This window comes from Sphingobacterium sp. 40-24 (genome assembly GCF_001899705.1).
In the GTDB taxonomy this organism is placed as follows: Bacteria; Bacteroidota; Bacteroidia; order Sphingobacteriales; family Sphingobacteriaceae; genus Sphingobacterium; species Sphingobacterium multivorum.
Genome location: NZ_MKWH01000064.1, coordinates 34,592 through 52,954, shown reverse-complemented (window position 1 = coordinate 52,954; position 18,363 = coordinate 34,592). Strand labels below are relative to the sequence as shown.

Here is an 18,363-nt window from a genome sequence, read left to right as displayed (position 1 = left end):
CTGCCTAGGTGGTGGAACTGGTAGACACGCAGGACTTAAAATCCTGTTCCCGTTAAGGGAGTGCGGGTTCGATTCCCGCCCTAGGTACAAGAAAGCTCATCTAACGATGGGCTTTTCTTGTTTATATGCGTCTGTAACCTAGAATAACCCTATCAAATTCACTCCCCCCTTCAATCTTTTATAAATTTGCTCGCGAAGCTCATCAGTCGATGGACATTTTTATTTTATCGCCATAAAAATAAGAGAAAGCCATAGGCCAAACTTAACAGTATAAGTTTCAACATGCCTATTTTATAGTTGAATAAAAGAAAAAGTGAAAATAGCACCCATACCAAAGCCATCGGCTCAATGGCATACCAAGAACTAACCCCACCTGGAAATAGAATTCCTAGCCCTAAATAACAGGCTAAATTAACGATTACACCAACGACCGATGCTGTTACTAAAGACAGAATAAATTGTATACATGCATTTTTTTGGGTCCGTTCGATCAGTGGTGCCCCAACAAAAATCAGGGCAAAGTTTGGCAAAAAGGTAAAATATGCTGTAGCGATCAAACCTAGTGCTGCCATAGAATGGGACTGATGGAAATGATTGAAGCCGGCCATGAAACCAACATAGGCCAAAACGACCACTAAAGGCCCCGGGGTTGTCTCTGCAAGCGCAAATCCATCTATCATCTGGCTCTTGGAAAGCCAAAACAATTTCTCTGTCACTAGGGCCGCAACATAGGGAATGACTGTATAAGAACCTCCAATCGTCAAATAAGCAGACTTTGTAAACAAAAAGGAAAGTGTCTTCCAAAATTCCGTATCGATAGTAAAAAACAGTAAAATGGACAGCGGAATCAACCATAGTAAGAAAAACAGCAGAACCTGAAGAGAAATACGACGGTAAGATATAGGGGGTAGTTTTTCGAGCGTATTGATATAATAAACTGATTCGAGCTGCTTATCTTCTTTTTCATGATGGGCATTTATTTTGGAAGTTTTTGACAAGATTGCATAGCATAGTACACCGAAAGCGATCACGCCCACAATAATCCAGGGCATTGGAACCCCAGCAAAATACGATAGCAGAAAGGCAGCCAATGCGACCAAATAATGCCATATGCTGACAAGAGATTTCTGCCCCACTCGAAAGGTTGCAAATATAATGATCGCTAGAACGGCAGGTTTTAAACCCGAAAATAAAGCAATAAGCAATGCGGAGTTACCATAGTGTGCATATAGTGCACTGAGTCCAAATATAATGAGAAGTGAAGGAACAATAAAAAATAGTCCGGCCAACACACCTCCTTTTAAGCCATGCAGCTTCCATCCTAAATAGATGGTCAATTGGTGCGCCTCAGGTCCTGGCAACAACATACAGGCATTGAGTGCCTGAAAAAACTTCCTGTTGCTTACCCATCTTTTCTTTTCGACCAAAAAATCGTGCATGATGGTCACATGACCAGTTGTTCCACCAAAACTTATCCAACCTAACACAAACCAAAACCACATGGCTTCCCGAAAAATTGGCTTCTGTCTATGATCTTCTTCTTCTACATTCATCTTTTTCAACGCTACTTCCCCTAAGCTCAGATTTTATCGAAAACAATCCCACAAAACAGTCCTCATTCGATGTCTCCTATTTAAAATACCTTGTTTCGGGAGAAAAGACACCGCGGTTTAAAACCGCGATATAACCACATAAAAAAAGCGGGATATCTTAAATATCACGCTTTTTTTATATTAAGAATTGGTCTGATAAACTATTTTTTATCTAAAATAGTAACTTCCACTCTTCTATTTTTTTGACGTCCTTCCGGAGTTTTATTATCACCAACTGGATTTGACTGACCGAAACCTTTTGCTGTGATGCGTGATTCAGCAACACCTGAATCTACTAAGAACTTCTTAACAGAAGCCGCTCTTTTATCGGAAAGCCACTGATTATACTCAACAGTACCCGTAGCATCCGTATACCCATCAACTTTGATCTTATTATTACTTTCTTTCAAGATCAACGCCAATTTACTAACTTCAGTTTTTGCCTTCTCAGATAGGTAAGAAGAGTTTGTTGGAAACAATAAATCAGACGATATACTAAACTTAATCCCCTCATCAGTTCTTTTCGCATCATTAAAATCCTTCTTCACATTTTTCAAACCATCATCAGTTCCATCTTTTGTTACAACAGCACCTGGATTGACTACAATAGCTTGTTGTTTACAGGAAAATAACGATAAACTTGCACATAAGGTTAAAATCCCCAAATTAATTTTTCTAAGCATGTCGTTCTAACGTATTTAATATCGATTTAAGCAAGTAAATATAGCGAAAAAAGTCCAATATGACATCCCTTCTTCGCCATATCTAACGTAACAAATCTATTTCTTGGTATATACTTTTTCTAAAGTCTTTTTTACCTCAGGAATATTCTCATACAATTTCCAAATCATGCCTGAATTTGCATTCTCAATCATTACGGCAATCGTTGCCTGATTCCTCGCACGATAGCTTTCAGAAACATCGTTGTTTTTAATATCAATCCAGCTTCTGAAACCATATTGGGTAAACAACACATCGGCGTATTCTTCGTAAAACTTACGTAATGCTTTTAGACCGATCTCCTTTTCAAAGGGGTAAGCTGCAATAGATATCGCAGGATTCACCAAATACCCCTGATAGGTATCCTCCACATTTTCCACTCCCCAAATATCTGTAAATCGTGTCCCTATGCTCATCTCATTATCTCTCCGTTTATAGGCCAGAATATAATTCGACAAATATTTCTTGTAATCGACAAAATCATCCACTTTTCCTTTTGGATCCATAATCAAAAAGGGACGATAAACAGACATCAATGATTCATTTAAACTGCCGCCGGCAATATTCTTGGCAAAAATAACTTTATCGTCGGAGTAGATCGAAACTCCGGTATTTCCGTCGTCGCCAATTAAAGGGTTTGCACTTATTGAACGCGCTAAAGAATCATCTAATTTCATTTTGAGTTCAGGAGCCAAATCATTGGTGTCATCCCCAAAATACAATTCGTGACCTTTATGTTTGGTTGCAAATCCATTGATATAAGCTGAAATCGCTAAAGGATGGGTAGGTGAAGACATCGCCAGCAAGTAGGTCCCCAGACTCTCGTTAAATCCCCCCAAAGGCCTCGATCTAGCTGTACTGTCTACTGGAGACCACTTATTCCAAAGTACATCAGGATGCTGTGCATCCGTAAAATAGTTCCAGTTTATGCGCTCCCAGAGCTTCGTAATAGTATTCCTCAAGGCCTGTTCCTCAGGATCCTCTTTAGAAAAATATTGTCGGGCGATCAAAAGCGATTCCATAATATGGGAGGTACCGCGCAAATCGTACGTTGGAACTGAATCGCGATAATAAGGTACCCCTGAGCGGCCATCGTAAAGCGCTGTAAAGACCCCTTGATGTTGTTGTGCACTGCTCAAAAATTTCACAATCCGTGTTAACCTGACCAAAAGAGCTTGTCGCGAGATCAAATTGTTCTCTCCTGCCACAAGCAAACCCAAGATCGCATAGCCGGTTTCATTTGTTGATACAATAGCTTGTCTATTACCTCGGTCAGGTAGAAACATACCACTATTCACATCATAGTTGTCTATAAAATAATTCACATGAGCATTTCGGATAAAATTCAACATCTCTTTATCCGTCCCCTTTTTTGTTTGTACCTCCCTAACCTCAGAAAATGGAGATTCAACATAATTATAATCTACCCAAGCGATTTTGTAATAATAAGATTTATTATATTCATTAACCCTATCCAGCGACTTCTGTACATAGATGGGTAAAATTGCTATCGGCTGAAAATTGAGTTTATCTTCCGAACGGTAGATTTTCACATAGCGGATACTTGGTGTCAGCGGCAATTGCCAAACCAGCTCAACTTGTTTATCTACGGAACTGATCTTCGATAAGATAGCTGCTGATGAAAGTCTTACCTTTGGATAGTTTTTGGGCAAAAACTCAATTTGATCGATAAATAATTGATTTGTCTGCAGGGCAGTTCCGTTTTGTTCCAGAATTAAAGCCGAAACAGACTTCCCTAGTGAAATTCCTCCAAATTTATTGACTGGAATGGACACATTAAGCCAGGTATCATAAGCAAAATCATCGATATAATTTGCGATATCCACAGCATTTGTCTTCGTGTCGTTTTGTTGTAAGGTAACTTTTGGCAATTGTCCCTTTTCAGTATTGCTTTGAATAAAAAGCTTAAAAGTTAGATGATCATCCTTGGCAATTAAATAGGGAAATTTCTGTTTGTCGTTTAAAATACTTGCCTCCCACTTACCATTAGGAGAAGAAACGTACCGCAAAGAAAGCGAATTGCCTGGCGTAAAAAACAAACTATCGGAAACCGGAAGGCTATAGCTCACATTTTGGATCCATGATTCACCGGTATAATGAGCGATACTCTTCGCATAACTCCCGTTGATTACACTATTGTCAAATAAAACCTCAGGATAACTTTCTGACCGAACAAGTGTAGGTAAGATCAGTAATAAAAGAAAGTAAAAATATTTTTTCAGCATAAGTCAACATTTTTCACAGGCCTACAATCAAAAACTAAGCCACCAGTACGATTATAACGCAAATGTAACAAAGGAATTCCAATGATATTATCCTCCCTAATTTTAATTTCAGAAAAAATGCGCTAAATTAGCCCTCTGAATATTTTCATAAAATAGATATATGAAAACCACGTTTGATTTTGAAAAGCCAATTGCAGACTTGCAATTGCAAATTGAAAAGGTAACTCAAGTTGCCGAAAAAACTCAAGTTGACATGAGCGCAACCGTTCGTGAGCTTGAAGAAAAGCTTGCTTCTACTGAAAAAGAAATATACGGCAATTTAACAGGCTGGCAGAACGTTCAAATGTCGCGCCATCCGGATCGCCCTCAGACTTATGATTATATAGAAGCTATCTGCGACGAATTTATCGAGTTGCATGGTGATAGAACCGTTAAGGATGATAAAGCGATCGTCGGTGGTATGGCTTCTATTGATGGTAATGCCGTTATGATCATCGGTCATCAAAAAGGTAAAAACACCAAAGAGCGTCAATATCACAATTTTGGAATGGCCAATCCTGAAGGCTACCGAAAGGCATTACGTTTAATGAAAATGGCGGAAAAGTTCAATAAGCCTGTGATCACTCTAATTGATACGATGGGTGCTTATCCAGGACTTGAAGCTGAGGAACGCGGACAGGGTGAAGCGATTGCGCGCAACCTCATGGAAATGGCTGTCTTGAAAGTTCCGATCATCTGCGTTGTTATTGGTGAAGGAGCTTCAGGTGGAGCTTTGGGTATTGGTGTTGGAAATAGAGTTTACATGATGGAACATACCTGGTATTCGGTCATATCACCTGAATCTTGTTCTTCCATCCTATGGAGAAGCTGGGATCACAAAGAAAAAGCCGCTGAGGCATTAAAATTGACTTCAGAAGACATGTTGGGCAACGGATTGATTGATGGTATTATCCCTGAACCGCTAGGTGGTGCTCACCAGGATCCTGCGGCAGCAGCCGCTAATCTAAAAAGCCAGTTGTTGAAAGATCTTGCCGAATTGACGGCTAAAGATAGCGATACATTAGTTACTGAAAGAATTGATAAGTTTAGCAAAATGGGTGTGGTAACTGAATAATGTTATCCATACAACCCCTACAGCATAAAAAAAGTCAGCAATTAGCTGACTTTTTTTATGACCATTCTAGCTTAAAAATACGCTTCCTTGCTCCAAAAAACCTCCGCTATACTAACCCTTCCTATCCCCAAGTGTTTTAAAAGGCCTTTTAAACAAAAAATAATTCAGTAATTTTTAAATAGTTACAGTTTTTATCAACAAAAAAGACAAAAACATTTTGCAAAAATAACTTATTTTTCTACCTTTGCATCACTTTCAAAAACAGAAAGGATTCCGTAGCTCAGCTGGTAGAGCAATACACTTTTAATGTATGGGTCCTGGGTTCGAATCCCAGCGGGATCACAAAAAGAAAAGCTAATCGTAAGATTAGCTTTTTTTGTTTAGGAATATCAGGATTTGAAGGAAGTGTCGATAGGAACGGTCTTTGAAAGGCCCATGTAACAGAAATCGAATCAATATTGTCACCCCAAGATACCACAATACATCGGTCAGCGATTAAACTTGATTATTTGATCGCTATGGAGCTGATCACCTTTCCCACAATGGCTTCATAATCGTTATCAAAGTGGTGCCCTCCAGGCAAGATTTCTACAGGTGCTCCAGTATTTCTAAACTTTGCTACAATCTCGCTATCTTCCCCGAAACCAAAAATACACAGTTTACGCAGACTTACTTTCTTCAGCTCCGCTACTACATCGTAAGGTTCGCTGCGATCACCTAAACTAAGCATATCCGCCACATGGATCTCAAAATCAGCCCGATCATCTGGCGATAACAAGACCATTCCATTGGTCGCTTTTCTCAACTTCTCGGGCAGACGGTTGGCGATAAAAGGTATCACACAAGCCCCAAAAGAATAACCCATGATCGAAAAAGTGGTATTGGGCTCCCTTTCCTGAAAATAGGCCAAGATCTCGGACACTTCCTTTGTCGTCTGTTCTGGTGTCTTTGCATTCCAAAAATATTTCTGTGCATCCAAGCCAATTACTTTGATCCCCTTCGCCGCAAAAGTACTGGCCAACTCCCTGTCGAAACTGGTCCAACCACCGTCGCCAGAAATCATAAACATCAATTCCCTTGTAGCGCTTTTGGGTTCCAGTATCTCAATGGGCATATCCGTTTTGAGTACGCCCACATTTTGGCTAGGCTGGCCCACCATCAGCAACTTTTGAAAAGCCTTCCCGAAATGAGGCAGCCAATTATCGGCAATGGAGAATCCATGCCCTACTTTGGGCAGGCTGACCAATTGGACATTTTCTATCCCTTTAAGGAAATCTGCCGTAGCATTAAAGGGACAGGTCTGATCTTTTACACCATTAATTACCCAAAACGGAGCAGCCAATTTTTCGCTACGATCCAGGTAATAACTTTTTCCAGGCTTTAAGATATGGGAAGATAATCCACTGCCCTTACAGAGTGGTTTGGCAATAGTGATATCTGGACAGAAGCCTAAGGCAATCCCACCACGAAAAGTCCCTGCCGGAGCTTGGGCAATCAAGCCATAGACCAGCGTTGCCCCATAGGAGTAGCCTACCAATATGGGTTTCTGATAGCTTTCAAACTTATATTTCTTTTGGAGTGCCATGCTGAGCTGCTCGAAATCTTCAGCAGGATAATAACAATCTTTTTTTGATCGTGCCATTGAGGCAGCATAGTGCTTAGCGTCGATACCCGCAACGAGCGCCCCCCATCTCCAGAAACAAATAAAACCAAGGCATTTGGTTTACCTTTCGGGGCGTACATGCTCAGCTTGCCAAAACTTCCATAAGAGAACGTCTGTTGCGCAATGGCACATTGCGAAAACAAAATGATAAGGACGTATAAAATAAGAGATGATCTTTTAGCGGTTCGACCCATGACAATCCTTCGATAGGGGTTAATATTTAATAATGTAATTTAATAAAATGCGAATGGATTATGAAAGATATTTCTACGGTATTTTACTTTAAGAGCTATCTGATAATGAGATAGCTCCAGACTAAATCATGTAGATCAGATTATAAAGCGGCATGGATCACAATAAACCAGATTATAGCTGCTGTAAGGCTTGTTTCACCGTGTCTCTATTGGGCTTAGAAATGGGTATTTTTTCACCAGACATTAAGAGTAAAATACCACCGTCTTCTTTTAACCAGCTTTTCACGTATTTTGGATTTACCAGATGGCTTTGATGTGTTCTTACAAATCCGCTGGGATGCAGTAGATCCGCATATTCTTTAAGCGATTTAGAAACCAAAATTTTTTCACCATTCGCAAGAATAAAGTGCGTGTAAGTATTATCTGCTTCACAACGTATGATTTCGGATAAAGTAACATACCTTATTTCACTTTGCATCTGTAGGGCAATCTTGCTGATGTTCGTTTCTGCTTTTTTTAGTTGCTGTAGTAAAAATTCGAGCTGTGAATTTTGTTTCTGCGTAGCCAGTTTAAATTCGGCTTTATTTACCGAATCCATTAATTCTTCAATATCTAAAGGTTTTAAAAGATAATCTAATGCCGCAAATTTTACAGCTTGTATTCCATATTGGTCGTAAGCGGTAACAAAAACGACTTCAAAATCACGCCATGGCAGCTGCCTTAACACATCAAAACCTGTCTTCTCGCCCATTTGAATATCGAGAAACACTAAATTAGGCAAATACTTTCCAATAACATCAACAGCATCTCCCACGCTTTGTGCTATTGCAACTACAGTTACCTGCGGGCAGTGCTTTTCTAGCAAAGCCTGTAGGTTTTCTAAGTTGGAAATTTCGTCGTCTATTAAAACTGCTCTCATCATATTATAGCCAATCCGTTAATGTTAAACATATTTTAGTGCCATTAGTGGTTGATTCTATAACTAAGATAAAACGATTTTCTTTATAAACTTTATTTAAAAGTGCTACTCTACTGTCACTTAATTGAAGGCCTAAACCATTGTACTTTTTTTCCGTGTCAAATCCATTTCCATTATCGGCAACGGTTAAGACCAAGTTATCTGCCTGCTTTATAAATTCAATCATAATTTTGCCAGCAGTAGTTTTTTGCATCATCCCATGTTTCACCGCATTTTCTACAAAGGGCTGCAGTAACATGCTTGGTATTTCTATGTTTGCTAAATCTAAGTCTTCAGAATGATTGATGGTGTACTGAAAGCCAAATCGCAATTGCTCCATTTGCAAGTAATCATCCAATAGGGATTTTTCTTGCAATAAACTAATCCGCTCCTTATCTTTAAGCACACTACGCGTTAAACGAGCAAATTTGGAAAGGTATTTATTCGCACTGTCTATTTCATTCTTGTTGATCAGATTTTGGATACCAGAAAGTGCATTAAACAAAAAATGCGGATTTAATTGGGAACGAATGGAGTTAAGTTGTAGCTTTATCATGCTTCCTTCCTGCTCTTTTTCTACCAGCTTTTTTTTGTTTCTCCTTTTGCTGAGATAAAGGACAACAAGAAACACTGATCCAATGGAAAATGTTACAAAAGCCGCATAAGTAAAGAGCTCTAATTTGCTGTAGCTCTCTTCATCTATAGTTATGGAAAGCGTATGCCGGGTCATATATTTTTCTATCTCTCCCGATGAAATACTGGAACCAGCGTACCTATCCCATTTGATCAATGGCTGAATGATAATTTCATAATCTCCCGATTTTTTGAAAATGCTTTTATCAATCTTTATATAAGGTGAAAGTTTATATGATTCATCAAGGTAGCCCCCGTATTGCCAAGCTGCTGATTCGAAGATTATCTTATTTGTTTGTTTATCTTTTATGGAGGTATAATAGAGATAATCGATATCCGATCTGTCTTTTACTATCGTTAATTCATTGTCGTTGTTGGTAAAAGTAATGCTTGTCCTTTCTTTCGGATCTTTTACATAGCTGTAATCAACACCATTTTTAGTAGCGAAGCGTTTTGCAAAAGTTTTAATTTTCGCTTTCGGAATAGGTCTCCCGTAAAACACATTTTTGTAAACGTCTTGCGGTCTTTGGATGTCATAGGTGAGTATTGTAATGATTTTATCTTTTATAGAGAAGGTCCCCAGCTCGGCAGAGCGTCGTATTTCCTCCTCCCCTCGATCGACATTTTTCAGCCGTGCAGTGTCGATCAACTTGTTTACCGCTATAGGTTTGTTATCCGCTAAGATTGTATACCGATAATCCTGTACACGTTCTGTTTTTCTAAAATAGATTTGGACACCTATATTGTTAATTCCTTGTAAATAATTAAAGGAGGTCTGCGGTTGATTTGGAAATATATTTCCATAATAAACATTTCTGGCTCCACTATCAACAAACATGGCTAATCTTCCGCCAGCAGCATACGAGTGATGAAAATTAATGCCATTTTGTGCCTTTGCAACGGATAGCGTAATGACGAAGTGTAGAAATACAAGGATGATTTTTTTCATGTTGTCTCGTTTAATTTTCATCAAACTTGCCACAATGATAGCAAAACTAAAACCATAAAATAGCAAAGGCAGTGTTTGAACTAGTAAAAGTATTGTTGTTCACAGTATTTGAAAGTTGTCAAGAAAGTTGAATTTAATCATTAAATCAGGCACCGCATTAGTCCATAGCGAATGAGAATTTATACAGTGTTTTAAAAGATTCGAATTTCGTATTAGTCGATACAAAAAAAGCTAATCTTGTGATTAGCTTTTTTTGTTATTAACCCCAGATGGATTTAAACAAAGGATCGACGGATGCTCACCAATACAAATTATTCCGGAAGCAATATGACTTCCAAAAACTTCACCATTTCTGCTCCCGCTATAGTATGGGCACGTAATTCAATTACTTGCTTGCCCTTTGGCAATGCCACCGTACCCAATTCAAGCTGATGTTCACGCAAACCGACGGAAGAAGACGGATCTATTGTAAAATCAATATTCTTCCCCCCTAAATTCAAGCCCAGGTTCCCTCCTGTACCTACAACATCTTTCACATACCGTATAGCCACCTTGAAGCGTCCGCCATTTAACACATGGGTATCCCATCTTAACCCTTGACTTAACCTAGTCCAACCCGTCACATAATAGCGATTCTTTTTACCGTCCCCAAACTTCATCGGATTCCCGATCTGTTTTGCATAAAAAGTCAGTAGCCGATTTTTATTGACATTATGATCCACATACATTAAAGTAGGATTTATTGGATTAGCTATGCTATCCTTCAATTGCACCACTACGACCAGGTCATCATCCTCAGAAGCAATTTGATCTATAGGAATATGCAGTCCATCTTTGTCGGACCTATATTTTCCGATAGTTTCTCCCGACAATAACGAAACCGAATTAACCTGAGCAATCAATCCGCCGACAATCAGATCATTCCGTTGAGGGCGCTCAAACACGTGTAAATACAGGGTATTTTTACGCTGAGTAATGACTCCCCAAGGCTGACGAGGCAAGCGAGATGGTGCAACATCAATGACACTTTCACTATTCCCCCGCATCCACCGACCTAATCCCTTTAAAATAGCGACATCAGCGCTGTCGATGCTTCCGTCGCCCTTGGGTCCAATATTCATTAGAATATTCCCACCCATGGCCTTAGCCTTCGCCAAGAGTTTGATAAAATGCGCTGTCGGTTTATGGCTCTTATCAGTCGACGAATAACCGTAGGATTCATTGGTAGTTGGTATGGCCTCCCAATTAGCGCCAGAAGCAACTGGATAATATTCCTCAGGTCGATCTGCCGTATTCAGGTAATCGCCGTAATTCTTTTCCTCGGTACGTGCCAATCGACCATTGACAATAATATTCGGATCAGCTGTTCGAATAGCCTTTAAAATTCGCAGGTTTTCAGACAGCGGCAACTTATGCGGTGTGTCAAACCATAACAAATCCGGATGATAGCGCTGAATAAGTTCCTCAATCTGAGGAATCGCCTTTTGATCTACGTAATGCCGAGCCTTTGTCAACCATTCAGGATGTTTGTCAAACCAATTTGTGCCACCCAACAATTTATCCCCGCCTGGATTACGGTAATCCCAGTCATTACCGGGAGCATCCGGATGCTCCCAGTCAAAAGCATGCGAATAATAGAAGCCAAACAAGAGTCCATGTCTATGGCAGGCAGCTGCTAATTCCGCCAACGGGTCCCTTTTAAATGTAGTGCTTGACAATGAGTAGTCACTTGAAAATGCAGAAGGATACATCGCAAAGCCATCATGGTGCTTAGCCGTAATAATAAAATATTTCATCCCTGCATTTTTTGCCAACAATACCCATTCCTCCGCATTAAACTTTAGGGGATTAAATCGACGTGCTGAATCAAGATACTCACTACGTGGGATTTTCATCACACGCATCAGATGCTCCGCATAGCCCCCGCCCGCCTTCCCTTTCCAAATATTTCCATATTGGGAATAAACGCCCCAATGAACAAACATACCAAATGAGGCGGCCTTCCATTTCTCCAAGCGTTGTTCACGAGTTAATGCGGCACGTTTCCACCAACCGGTTTCTGCTTCAACAATCGCATTTTTATCACGTGTTGTCGCATCATTAAACATATTTGGAGCCTCATTGCCTTCATTTACATTTTTAGTCTGTGCGCTCGAAAAAAAAACGCCCGAAGAAACCATAAAAAGAAAAAAACACTTGATTTTAAACATAACGTTGGTTTTATGAAGACAGCAAATACCACCTGAAAGATTTCAGACGGATACCTTTTCTAAATTTATTGGATTATAGTTCCTCGAGACCTAACGGAAGGAATGCAGGATCAATTTTAACTATAGTCAAAAATACGCCAAAACTACATTTTACAAGTGTACAATTCGTTCATTTTAGGGGAAATATTGATCCGGGTCCTCAAAATGAAAACCTATTCTTCAATAAGGTGTTTATATAATCTATACATCTTATAATAAATAAACAGTGATTTGGACAATTAGATTGGTCCATGGTCACAAAAAGATCTTTTTCAATATTTTTAACGTAACCAGATACAAGCTATCAGTATTTATTGAATATTTGTCTAAAACTTTAAATTAATATGGAAAAACTAACCGCCAAAGCCAGCATCCAAATTCAGAAACCAATCAACGAAGTTTTTGAGGCTATTGTAGATCCCAATAAAATGAATCACTATTTTATAAAATCTTCGACTGGACGTCTAGAGACAGATAAAACGGTAGAATGGACATTTCCAGAATTTCCTGACAGTTTTCCCGTGACAGGAAAAACCATCAGGCCCAATTCATATATCTCTTTTGACTGGAGCGGGGGACTTCCCAATCAACTGGTAGAAATCGCACTATCCACATTCGGAGAAAACGCGACCGTCATAAAGATTACAGAACACGAGATGAACAACGATGCAGATGGAATTTTAATGATGATGCGACAAACAGAAGGTTGGGCCAACTTTTTAGCTTGCATGAAAGCTTATCTAGAATATGGTATCAATCTGAGAACTGGGGCTTTCGATTTTATGTTCCAAAAATAGTTCTCTCTAAAAATAGCCACTCATCGAATTACTTCAAATACACTATATTCAATTGAGGTTATCCGAATATCCGTCAAAAGACATCAACTATACATGGCAAAAAATAAAACGGCATATACCGAAGCATCTGTCCAAGACTTTATAAAAACTGTTGACGACCCACAAAAACAAATCGATAGTGCAACACTGATACAATTAATGGAAACCACAACGGGTGAGCCAGCTAGAATGTACGGACCAACGATCATCGGATTTGGAAACTATCATTACACCTATGTAAGTGGGCACGAAGGCTATGCTCCTTTGATCGCATTTAGCCCCCGAAAATCAGCAATCTCCCTTTATGTATTTACCGGTGCCGATGAGCATCGACATTTAGTCGATCAGCTCGGGAAATTTAAAATAGGCAAAGCCTGCATATACATCAAGAAATTAAGCGACATCAATATAGAGATACTCCATCAGCTTATGTCCGAAACGATACAGTTTATTGAAAATAAGTATACGAGAATCAAAGAATAGCACAAATTATGACAACGAGCATCGCAACAATAGACGAATATATCAATCAATTTGACGGGGAGAAAAAAGAATATCTGATCAAGGTGAGACAGCTTATCGCTGGCCTAGTCCCTCCCGATGCAGATGAAACGATCTCCTATCAAATGCCTACTTTCAGATACAAGGGTAATATCATCCATTTTGCGATGAACAAAAACCATTTGGGCCTATACCCAGGACCTGCTGCTATCGAGCACTTCATTACAGAACTCAAAAATTTTAAAACCACAAAAGGGGCAATACAAATTCCTCTGGATCAACCGATTCCAACACAAATAATTACCGATATTGTCAATTTTAATATTGATAAACTTAAAGACAAACAAGGCCCCAATTGGTACCAAAGCCGAGGGAACTGGCAGGAGGCTGAAGAACTCATGCAAGAGATCATCCAGCAAACTTCCTTAAAAAAGGAATTCAAATGGGGGAGCTATATCTATACGCATAAAGGGAAAAATGTTATTGGTTGGGGCGGCTTTAAAAATTTCTTCTCCCTCTGGTTTTATAATGGTGTATTCTTAACCGATCGGGATAAACATCTCATCAGTGCCTCCGAAGGAAAAACGAAAGCATTACGACAATGGCGCTTTGAAGACGTTAAGGATATGAATGCCGAAAAAATAGCCGCATATATCCAAGAATCCATCCAAACCATTAACGAGGGAAAAGAGCTCAAGCCAACTAAATCTCCAATGAAGGCCCCTGCTGGTCTATTATTGGAAGCACTGCAGACGGATCCGACCTTCGCAGAAAGTTTCCAGGCTTTAACACCAGGAAAACAGAAAGAATACATCGAGTACATCGATGAGGCCAAGCAAGAAAAAACGAAACAATCCCGTATTGAAAAAATTAAACCGTTGGTCCTCGCTAAAAAAGGCCTGAACGACAAATACAAATAGGTGAACGCTAAAACAAAAAAAGATGAATAATTCAATTATCCCATCCATTTGGTTCGATCAAAACGCGAAGGAAGCCTTTGATCTTTACGCTGGTACCTTCCCTGGAAGCCATATTAGCAACAACTCTCCCATCGTTGTTGAAGCTGTCCTAAGCGGTGTGAAATTTATTGGAATAAATGGAGGTCCTACATTCAAACCCAACCCATCCATATCATTTATGGTCATTTGCGAAAGCAAAGAGGAAATTGATCGTATCTGGAATTCACTTGCTGTGGAAGGTAACACCTTAATGCCTTTAAACTCCTACCCTTGGAGCCCTTACTACGGCTGGTTGGCCGACAAGTTTGGGGTAAATTGGCAATTATACCTCGGTAAACTGAGCGATACCAACCAACAGGCAATTGTACCTACGCTAATGTATTGCGGAGAGCAACAAGGAAATTGCGAACAAGCACTAGCATTTTATGCAGAATTATTTCATGATTTTCGAAGCAATGGGATCATGAAATACACAGAAGGTGAATATACCGGATCAATCCAACATACCCAATTTTTAGTCCGGGATTTTACACTCATGGCAATGGATAGCGGAGTTCCACAAAATTTCACTTTTAACGAAGGCATTTCACTCACTATTCTATGTAAAGATCAGCAGGAAATTGATTATTTCTGGAATACGATCACGAAGAAAGGCAAAGAGAGCATGTGTGGCTGGTGCAAAGACGAATTCGGTGTAAGCTGGCAGATCGTACCCGAACAAATTGCAACATTACTAAAGCGACCGGGGGCAAATGAAGCGCTCATGAGAATGAAAAAGATCATTATCCAGGAGCTCATTGGATAATTTCAAAATAAATCTCAAGCTGAGGGGAACAGCTTTTAAAATAGTATTAAGAAAAAAGGGGATGAATAATCCCCTTTTTATGCTTTCACTTGCAAAGCCAGAGCGTATAATTTCATTTGCTTAATCATGGATAGCAAGCCATTTGCCCGAGTTGGTGACAAATGTTCTTTCAGCCCTATTTTATCCACAAAATATAAATCGGCATCAACAATCTCCTTGGCGGTATGTCCAGATAGTACTTTGACCATTAAACTCACCAAGCCTTTTGTGATAATTGCATCGCTATCTGCCGTAAAATACACTTTTCCATCCTTTATTTCCGGAAAAAGCCATACTTTGGACTGACATCCTTTGATGATATATTCATCTGTTTTGTATTGTTCATCAATTAGAGGCACTTCTTTTCCCAGCTGGATGATGTACTCATATTTTTCCATCCAATCCGTAAAGAAAGCAAAATCCTCAATTAATTCATCCTGTATTTCATTAATGGTCATACCTATTTTTTATTAAACCAACATATTGACCGCGCGTTGGATACCGGCGACCAAAATATCTATTTCCTCTTTTGTATTATATACGGCTAAAGAAGCACGAATAGTTCCCGGAATACCGAACCTATCCATGACAGGTTGGGCACAATGGTGGCCTGTACGTACAGCGATCCCCAATTTATCCAAGATCACACCAACGTCGTACGGATGCGTGCCATCAATTACAAATGAAATAACGGAACATTTCTGCTCGGCCGTTCCAATAAACCGCATGCCCGGAATTTCAGCCAACTTCTCCGTAGCGTATTGCAACAAATCATGTTCGTAGGCCTCGATATTTTCCAGACCTATTGAATTGATATAATCGATGGCCTCGTTCAAACAGATACCGGCTTCAATATTAGGCGTACCGGCCTCAAATTTAAAAGGTAATTCATTATAGGTCGTTTTTTCAAAAGTAACCTCTTTAATCATATCTCCACCACCTTGATAAGGTGGCATCGCGTTCAATAGCTCTTCTTTGCCATATAACACTCCTACACCTGTAGGACCGTACATTTTATGTCCTGAAAATACCAGAAAATCTACATCCAGCTTTTGAACATCAATCTGTATATGTTGAACAGCCTGCGCAGCATCGACTAAAACAACAGCACCATGCCCATGAGCAATTGAAATCATCTCACGCACAGGATTGATTGTCCCAAGGGAGTTTGAAACATAGGTTACAGCAACTAATTTGGTTTTCTCATTAAACAAATTGCTGTAGGCATCCATATCAAGCTCACCTTTATCATTCATCGGAATGACCCGAATTTTACAGCCCTTTTCATCACAGAGCATCTGCCAAGGCACAATATTGGAATGGTGTTCCATCGCTGAAATAATAATCTCATCACCTTCGTGAATAAAAGCTCTGCCATAACAAGTGGCAATCAGATTAATTCCATCTGTTGTTCCTTTGGTGATAATGATTTCCTTATCTTCAGCAGCATGGATGAAAGCCTGAACTTTTTTTCGAGTCACCTCAAAAGCGTCCGTCGATATCTGACTAAGATAATGTACGCCCCGATGCACATTACTATTCATATCTGTATAATAATGTACAATCGAATTGATAACAGAACTCGGCTTCTGTGTTGTCGCGCCATTATCCAAATAAACCAATGGTTTACCATTTACTTCTCTCTTAAGAATCGGAAAATCGGCTCGTATTTTATCTATATTAAATTTTTCCAACGTCGTCTAAATAATTTATACAAAGTTAATAGTATTTTATCGAATACAGGACGGTCAATCTGTTTTTTATGTCATTATCAATGTCGGTTTTCCAAGGTATCCTCAGCCAAAAAAGTAATTTTTGGCATTTTAAACAATTATAATTAGCTTTTATAATTTATTGATGCTATTTAGTACCTTTGTAATGATATGCAAGAATTACCTCTAAATTTACCGGAAGGCTCACGTAAAGAAGTGATGACCTATTTGGAACCGTTCATGCTCAATGAGATGAGCGAATACCTGAAGCCTGTTGAAGAGATGTGGCAACCTGCCGATTTTCTTCCAGATTCTTCTAGGGACACTTTTTTTGAGGAAGTAAAAGAGTTGCAGGAAAGTGCAAAAGAGCTCTCTTATGATTTGGTCGCAGTATTGGTTGGAGACACCATCACCGAAGAGGCCCTTCCAACGTACGAATCATGGTTGACCATGGTAGAAGACGTTGACAAAAACGAGCAAGGTGGATGGATGAAATGGGTACGCGCTTGGACGGCTGAAGAAAACCGTCACGGTGACCTATTGAACAAATACCTTTATTTGTCGGGTAGAATAGACATGCGCCAATTTGAAATGTCTACACAATATCTTATTCAAGACGGTTTTGATATTGGTACTGGTGCAGACCCTTACCGGAATTTTATTTATACTTCATTTCAGGAATTAGCGACCAATGTTTCCCATCGTCGTGTATCTGGGCTTTCCAAAAAAAGCGGCGATAAACTTTTGGCAAAAATGTGTGGGGTCATCGCATCTGATGAGGCACGTCATGCTAAAGCCTACATGTCTTTTATTTCAAAAGCAATCACCGTGGACCCGAGTGAAGTCATGATTGCATTTGAGGATATGATGCGTAAAAAAATCGTTATGCCAGCCCAGTTCTTAAGAGAAGCAGGCGAACCCCAAGGAGAAGCATTTGCACATTTCTCAGACGCTGCCCAACGATTGGGAGTATATACTGCTTTGGACTACGTCGATATCTTGAAAGAGCTGAACAGTGAATGGAAAATAGATCAAGTTACTGGCCTGAATGATAAAGGTGAGAAAGCGAGAGATTATCTACTAAAACTACCAGATCGTTTGGCTAGACTGGCTGATCGGATGAAGGTTCCAGAAAAAGATTATAAATTCAAATGGATTTATTAATATAAAAAAAGCTTGATTTAATAATCAAG

Annotated in this window: 15 protein-coding genes and 2 tRNA genes; 8 read left to right on the top strand and 9 right to left on the bottom strand. The window is 39.5% G+C overall.

The window, feature by feature from the left end; genetic code table 11:
- The first annotated feature begins 2 nt into the window (after positions 1-2).
- Positions 3-87, top strand: a tRNA-Leu gene (locus BGP15_RS24885).
- Between the two features lie 137 nt (positions 88-224).
- Here BGP15_RS24885 and chrA read toward each other — a convergent pair.
- The 3 genes from chrA to BGP15_RS24870 all read right to left on the bottom strand — a co-directional run bounded on the left by chrA (position 225) and on the right by BGP15_RS24870 (position 4,558).
- Entirely contained in the window at positions 225-1,553 is a 1,329-nt protein-coding gene (gene chrA / locus BGP15_RS24880) for a chromate efflux transporter (protein WP_286770969.1), read from the bottom strand.
- A gap of 200 nt (positions 1,554-1,753) precedes the next feature.
- Positions 1,754-2,275, bottom strand: a complete 522-nt coding sequence (locus tag BGP15_RS24875) for an OmpA family protein (protein WP_046671760.1) — start codon at positions 2,273-2,275, stop codon at positions 1,754-1,756.
- Between the two features lie 96 nt (positions 2,276-2,371).
- Positions 2,372-4,558 carry a glucoamylase family protein gene (locus BGP15_RS24870; RefSeq protein WP_286770968.1) on the bottom strand — a complete coding sequence of 729 codons (2,187 nt, stop codon included), beginning with the start codon at positions 4,556-4,558 and terminating at the stop codon, positions 2,372-2,374.
- 160 nt (positions 4,559-4,718) lie between these two features.
- Between BGP15_RS24870 and BGP15_RS24865 the strand changes: the two genes are divergently transcribed.
- On the top strand, positions 4,719-5,672 hold the full coding sequence (locus BGP15_RS24865) for an acetyl-CoA carboxylase carboxyltransferase subunit alpha (RefSeq protein ID WP_046671762.1): 954 nt from the start codon (positions 4,719-4,721) through the stop codon (positions 5,670-5,672).
- A gap of 269 nt (positions 5,673-5,941) precedes the next feature.
- Positions 5,942-6,014, top strand: a tRNA-Lys gene (locus BGP15_RS24860).
- A 163-nt stretch (positions 6,015-6,177) separates the two neighbouring features.
- Here BGP15_RS24860 and BGP15_RS24855 read toward each other — a convergent pair.
- The 4 genes from BGP15_RS24855 to BGP15_RS24840 all read right to left on the bottom strand — a co-directional run bounded on the left by BGP15_RS24855 (position 6,178) and on the right by BGP15_RS24840 (position 12,279).
- Entirely contained in the window at positions 6,178-7,314 is a 1,137-nt protein-coding gene (locus BGP15_RS24855) for an AcvB/VirJ family lysyl-phosphatidylglycerol hydrolase (protein ID WP_286770967.1), read from the bottom strand.
- Positions 7,315-7,701: 387 nt separating this feature from the next.
- Complete coding sequence (locus BGP15_RS24850; protein ID WP_286770966.1) at positions 7,702-8,451, bottom strand: LytR/AlgR family response regulator transcription factor; 750 nt, start codon at positions 8,449-8,451, stop codon at positions 7,702-7,704.
- A 1-nt stretch (position 8,452) separates the two neighbouring features.
- Entirely contained in the window at positions 8,453-10,069 is a 1,617-nt protein-coding gene (locus BGP15_RS24845) for a sensor histidine kinase (protein WP_286770965.1), read from the bottom strand.
- Positions 10,070-10,380: 311 nt separating this feature from the next.
- Positions 10,381-12,279, bottom strand: coding sequence for an alpha-L-fucosidase (locus BGP15_RS24840; protein ID WP_286770964.1), 1,899 nt, complete (start codon positions 12,277-12,279; stop codon positions 10,381-10,383).
- 383 nt (positions 12,280-12,662) lie between these two features.
- Between BGP15_RS24840 and BGP15_RS24835 the strand changes: the two genes are divergently transcribed.
- The 4 genes from BGP15_RS24835 (at position 12,663) to BGP15_RS24820 (ending at position 15,419) form a co-directional block, all read left to right on the top strand.
- Entirely contained in the window at positions 12,663-13,115 is a 453-nt protein-coding gene (locus BGP15_RS24835) for an SRPBCC domain-containing protein (RefSeq protein ID WP_286770963.1), read from the top strand.
- 93 nt (positions 13,116-13,208) lie between these two features.
- Positions 13,209-13,637: a DUF1801 domain-containing protein gene (locus tag BGP15_RS24830; RefSeq protein ID WP_286770962.1), complete on the top strand. Its 429-nt coding sequence runs from the start codon at positions 13,209-13,211 to the stop codon at positions 13,635-13,637.
- 8 nt (positions 13,638-13,645) lie between these two features.
- Complete coding sequence (locus BGP15_RS24825; protein WP_286770961.1) at positions 13,646-14,575, top strand: DUF1801 domain-containing protein; 930 nt, start codon at positions 13,646-13,648, stop codon at positions 14,573-14,575.
- A gap of 22 nt (positions 14,576-14,597) precedes the next feature.
- Positions 14,598-15,419 carry a VOC family protein gene (locus BGP15_RS24820; protein ID WP_286770960.1) on the top strand — a complete coding sequence of 274 codons (822 nt, stop codon included), beginning with the start codon at positions 14,598-14,600 and terminating at the stop codon, positions 15,417-15,419.
- A 77-nt stretch (positions 15,420-15,496) separates the two neighbouring features.
- On the opposite strand, the gene BGP15_RS24815 is transcribed toward BGP15_RS24820, so the two are convergent.
- On the bottom strand, positions 15,497-15,916 hold the full coding sequence (locus BGP15_RS24815) for a SufE family protein (protein ID WP_070566085.1): 420 nt from the start codon (positions 15,914-15,916) through the stop codon (positions 15,497-15,499).
- A 12-nt stretch (positions 15,917-15,928) separates the two neighbouring features.
- Positions 15,929-17,152 carry a cysteine desulfurase gene (locus tag BGP15_RS24810; protein WP_070566087.1) on the bottom strand — a complete coding sequence of 408 codons (1,224 nt, stop codon included), beginning with the start codon at positions 17,150-17,152 and terminating at the stop codon, positions 15,929-15,931.
- 189 nt (positions 17,153-17,341) lie between these two features.
- On the opposite strand from BGP15_RS24810, the gene BGP15_RS24805 reads away from it, so the two are divergent.
- Positions 17,342-18,334 (top strand): acyl-ACP desaturase, encoded by a 993-nt coding sequence (locus BGP15_RS24805; protein ID WP_112375597.1) that lies wholly within the window; start codon positions 17,342-17,344, stop codon positions 18,332-18,334.
- Positions 18,335-18,363: the final 29 nt, after the last annotated feature.

Bases quoted from the DNA above. Each gene is read 5' to 3' on its own strand.
- BGP15_RS24850 (WP_286770966.1), bottom strand. From the start codon at position 8,451: ATGATGAGAGCAGTTTTAATAGACGACGAAATTTCCAACTTAGAAAAC.
- BGP15_RS24805 (WP_112375597.1), top strand. From the start codon at position 17,342: ATGCAAGAATTACCTCTAAATTTACCGGAAGGCTCACGTAAAGAAGTG.
- BGP15_RS24870 (WP_286770968.1), bottom strand. From the start codon at position 4,558: ATGCTGAAAAAATATTTTTACTTTCTTTTATTACTGATCTTACCTACA.
- BGP15_RS24825 (WP_286770961.1), top strand. From the start codon at position 13,646: ATGACAACGAGCATCGCAACAATAGACGAATATATCAATCAATTTGAC.
- chrA (WP_286770969.1), bottom strand. From the start codon at position 1,553: ATGAATGTAGAAGAAGAAGATCATAGACAGAAGCCAATTTTTCGGGAA.
- BGP15_RS24875 (WP_046671760.1), bottom strand. From the start codon at position 2,275: ATGCTTAGAAAAATTAATTTGGGGATTTTAACCTTATGTGCAAGTTTA.
- BGP15_RS24835 (WP_286770963.1), top strand. From the start codon at position 12,663: ATGGAAAAACTAACCGCCAAAGCCAGCATCCAAATTCAGAAACCAATC.
- BGP15_RS24855 (WP_286770967.1), bottom strand. From the start codon at position 7,314: ATGGCACGATCAAAAAAAGATTGTTATTATCCTGCTGAAGATTTCGAG.
- BGP15_RS24820 (WP_286770960.1), top strand. From the start codon at position 14,598: ATGAATAATTCAATTATCCCATCCATTTGGTTCGATCAAAACGCGAAG.
- BGP15_RS24840 (WP_286770964.1), bottom strand. From the start codon at position 12,279: ATGTTTAAAATCAAGTGTTTTTTTCTTTTTATGGTTTCTTCGGGCGTT.
- BGP15_RS24845 (WP_286770965.1), bottom strand. From the start codon at position 10,069: ATGAAAAAAATCATCCTTGTATTTCTACACTTCGTCATTACGCTATCC.
- BGP15_RS24830 (WP_286770962.1), top strand. From the start codon at position 13,209: ATGGCAAAAAATAAAACGGCATATACCGAAGCATCTGTCCAAGACTTT.
- BGP15_RS24865 (WP_046671762.1), top strand. From the start codon at position 4,719: ATGAAAACCACGTTTGATTTTGAAAAGCCAATTGCAGACTTGCAATTG.
- BGP15_RS24815 (WP_070566085.1), bottom strand. From the start codon at position 15,916: ATGACCATTAATGAAATACAGGATGAATTAATTGAGGATTTTGCTTTC.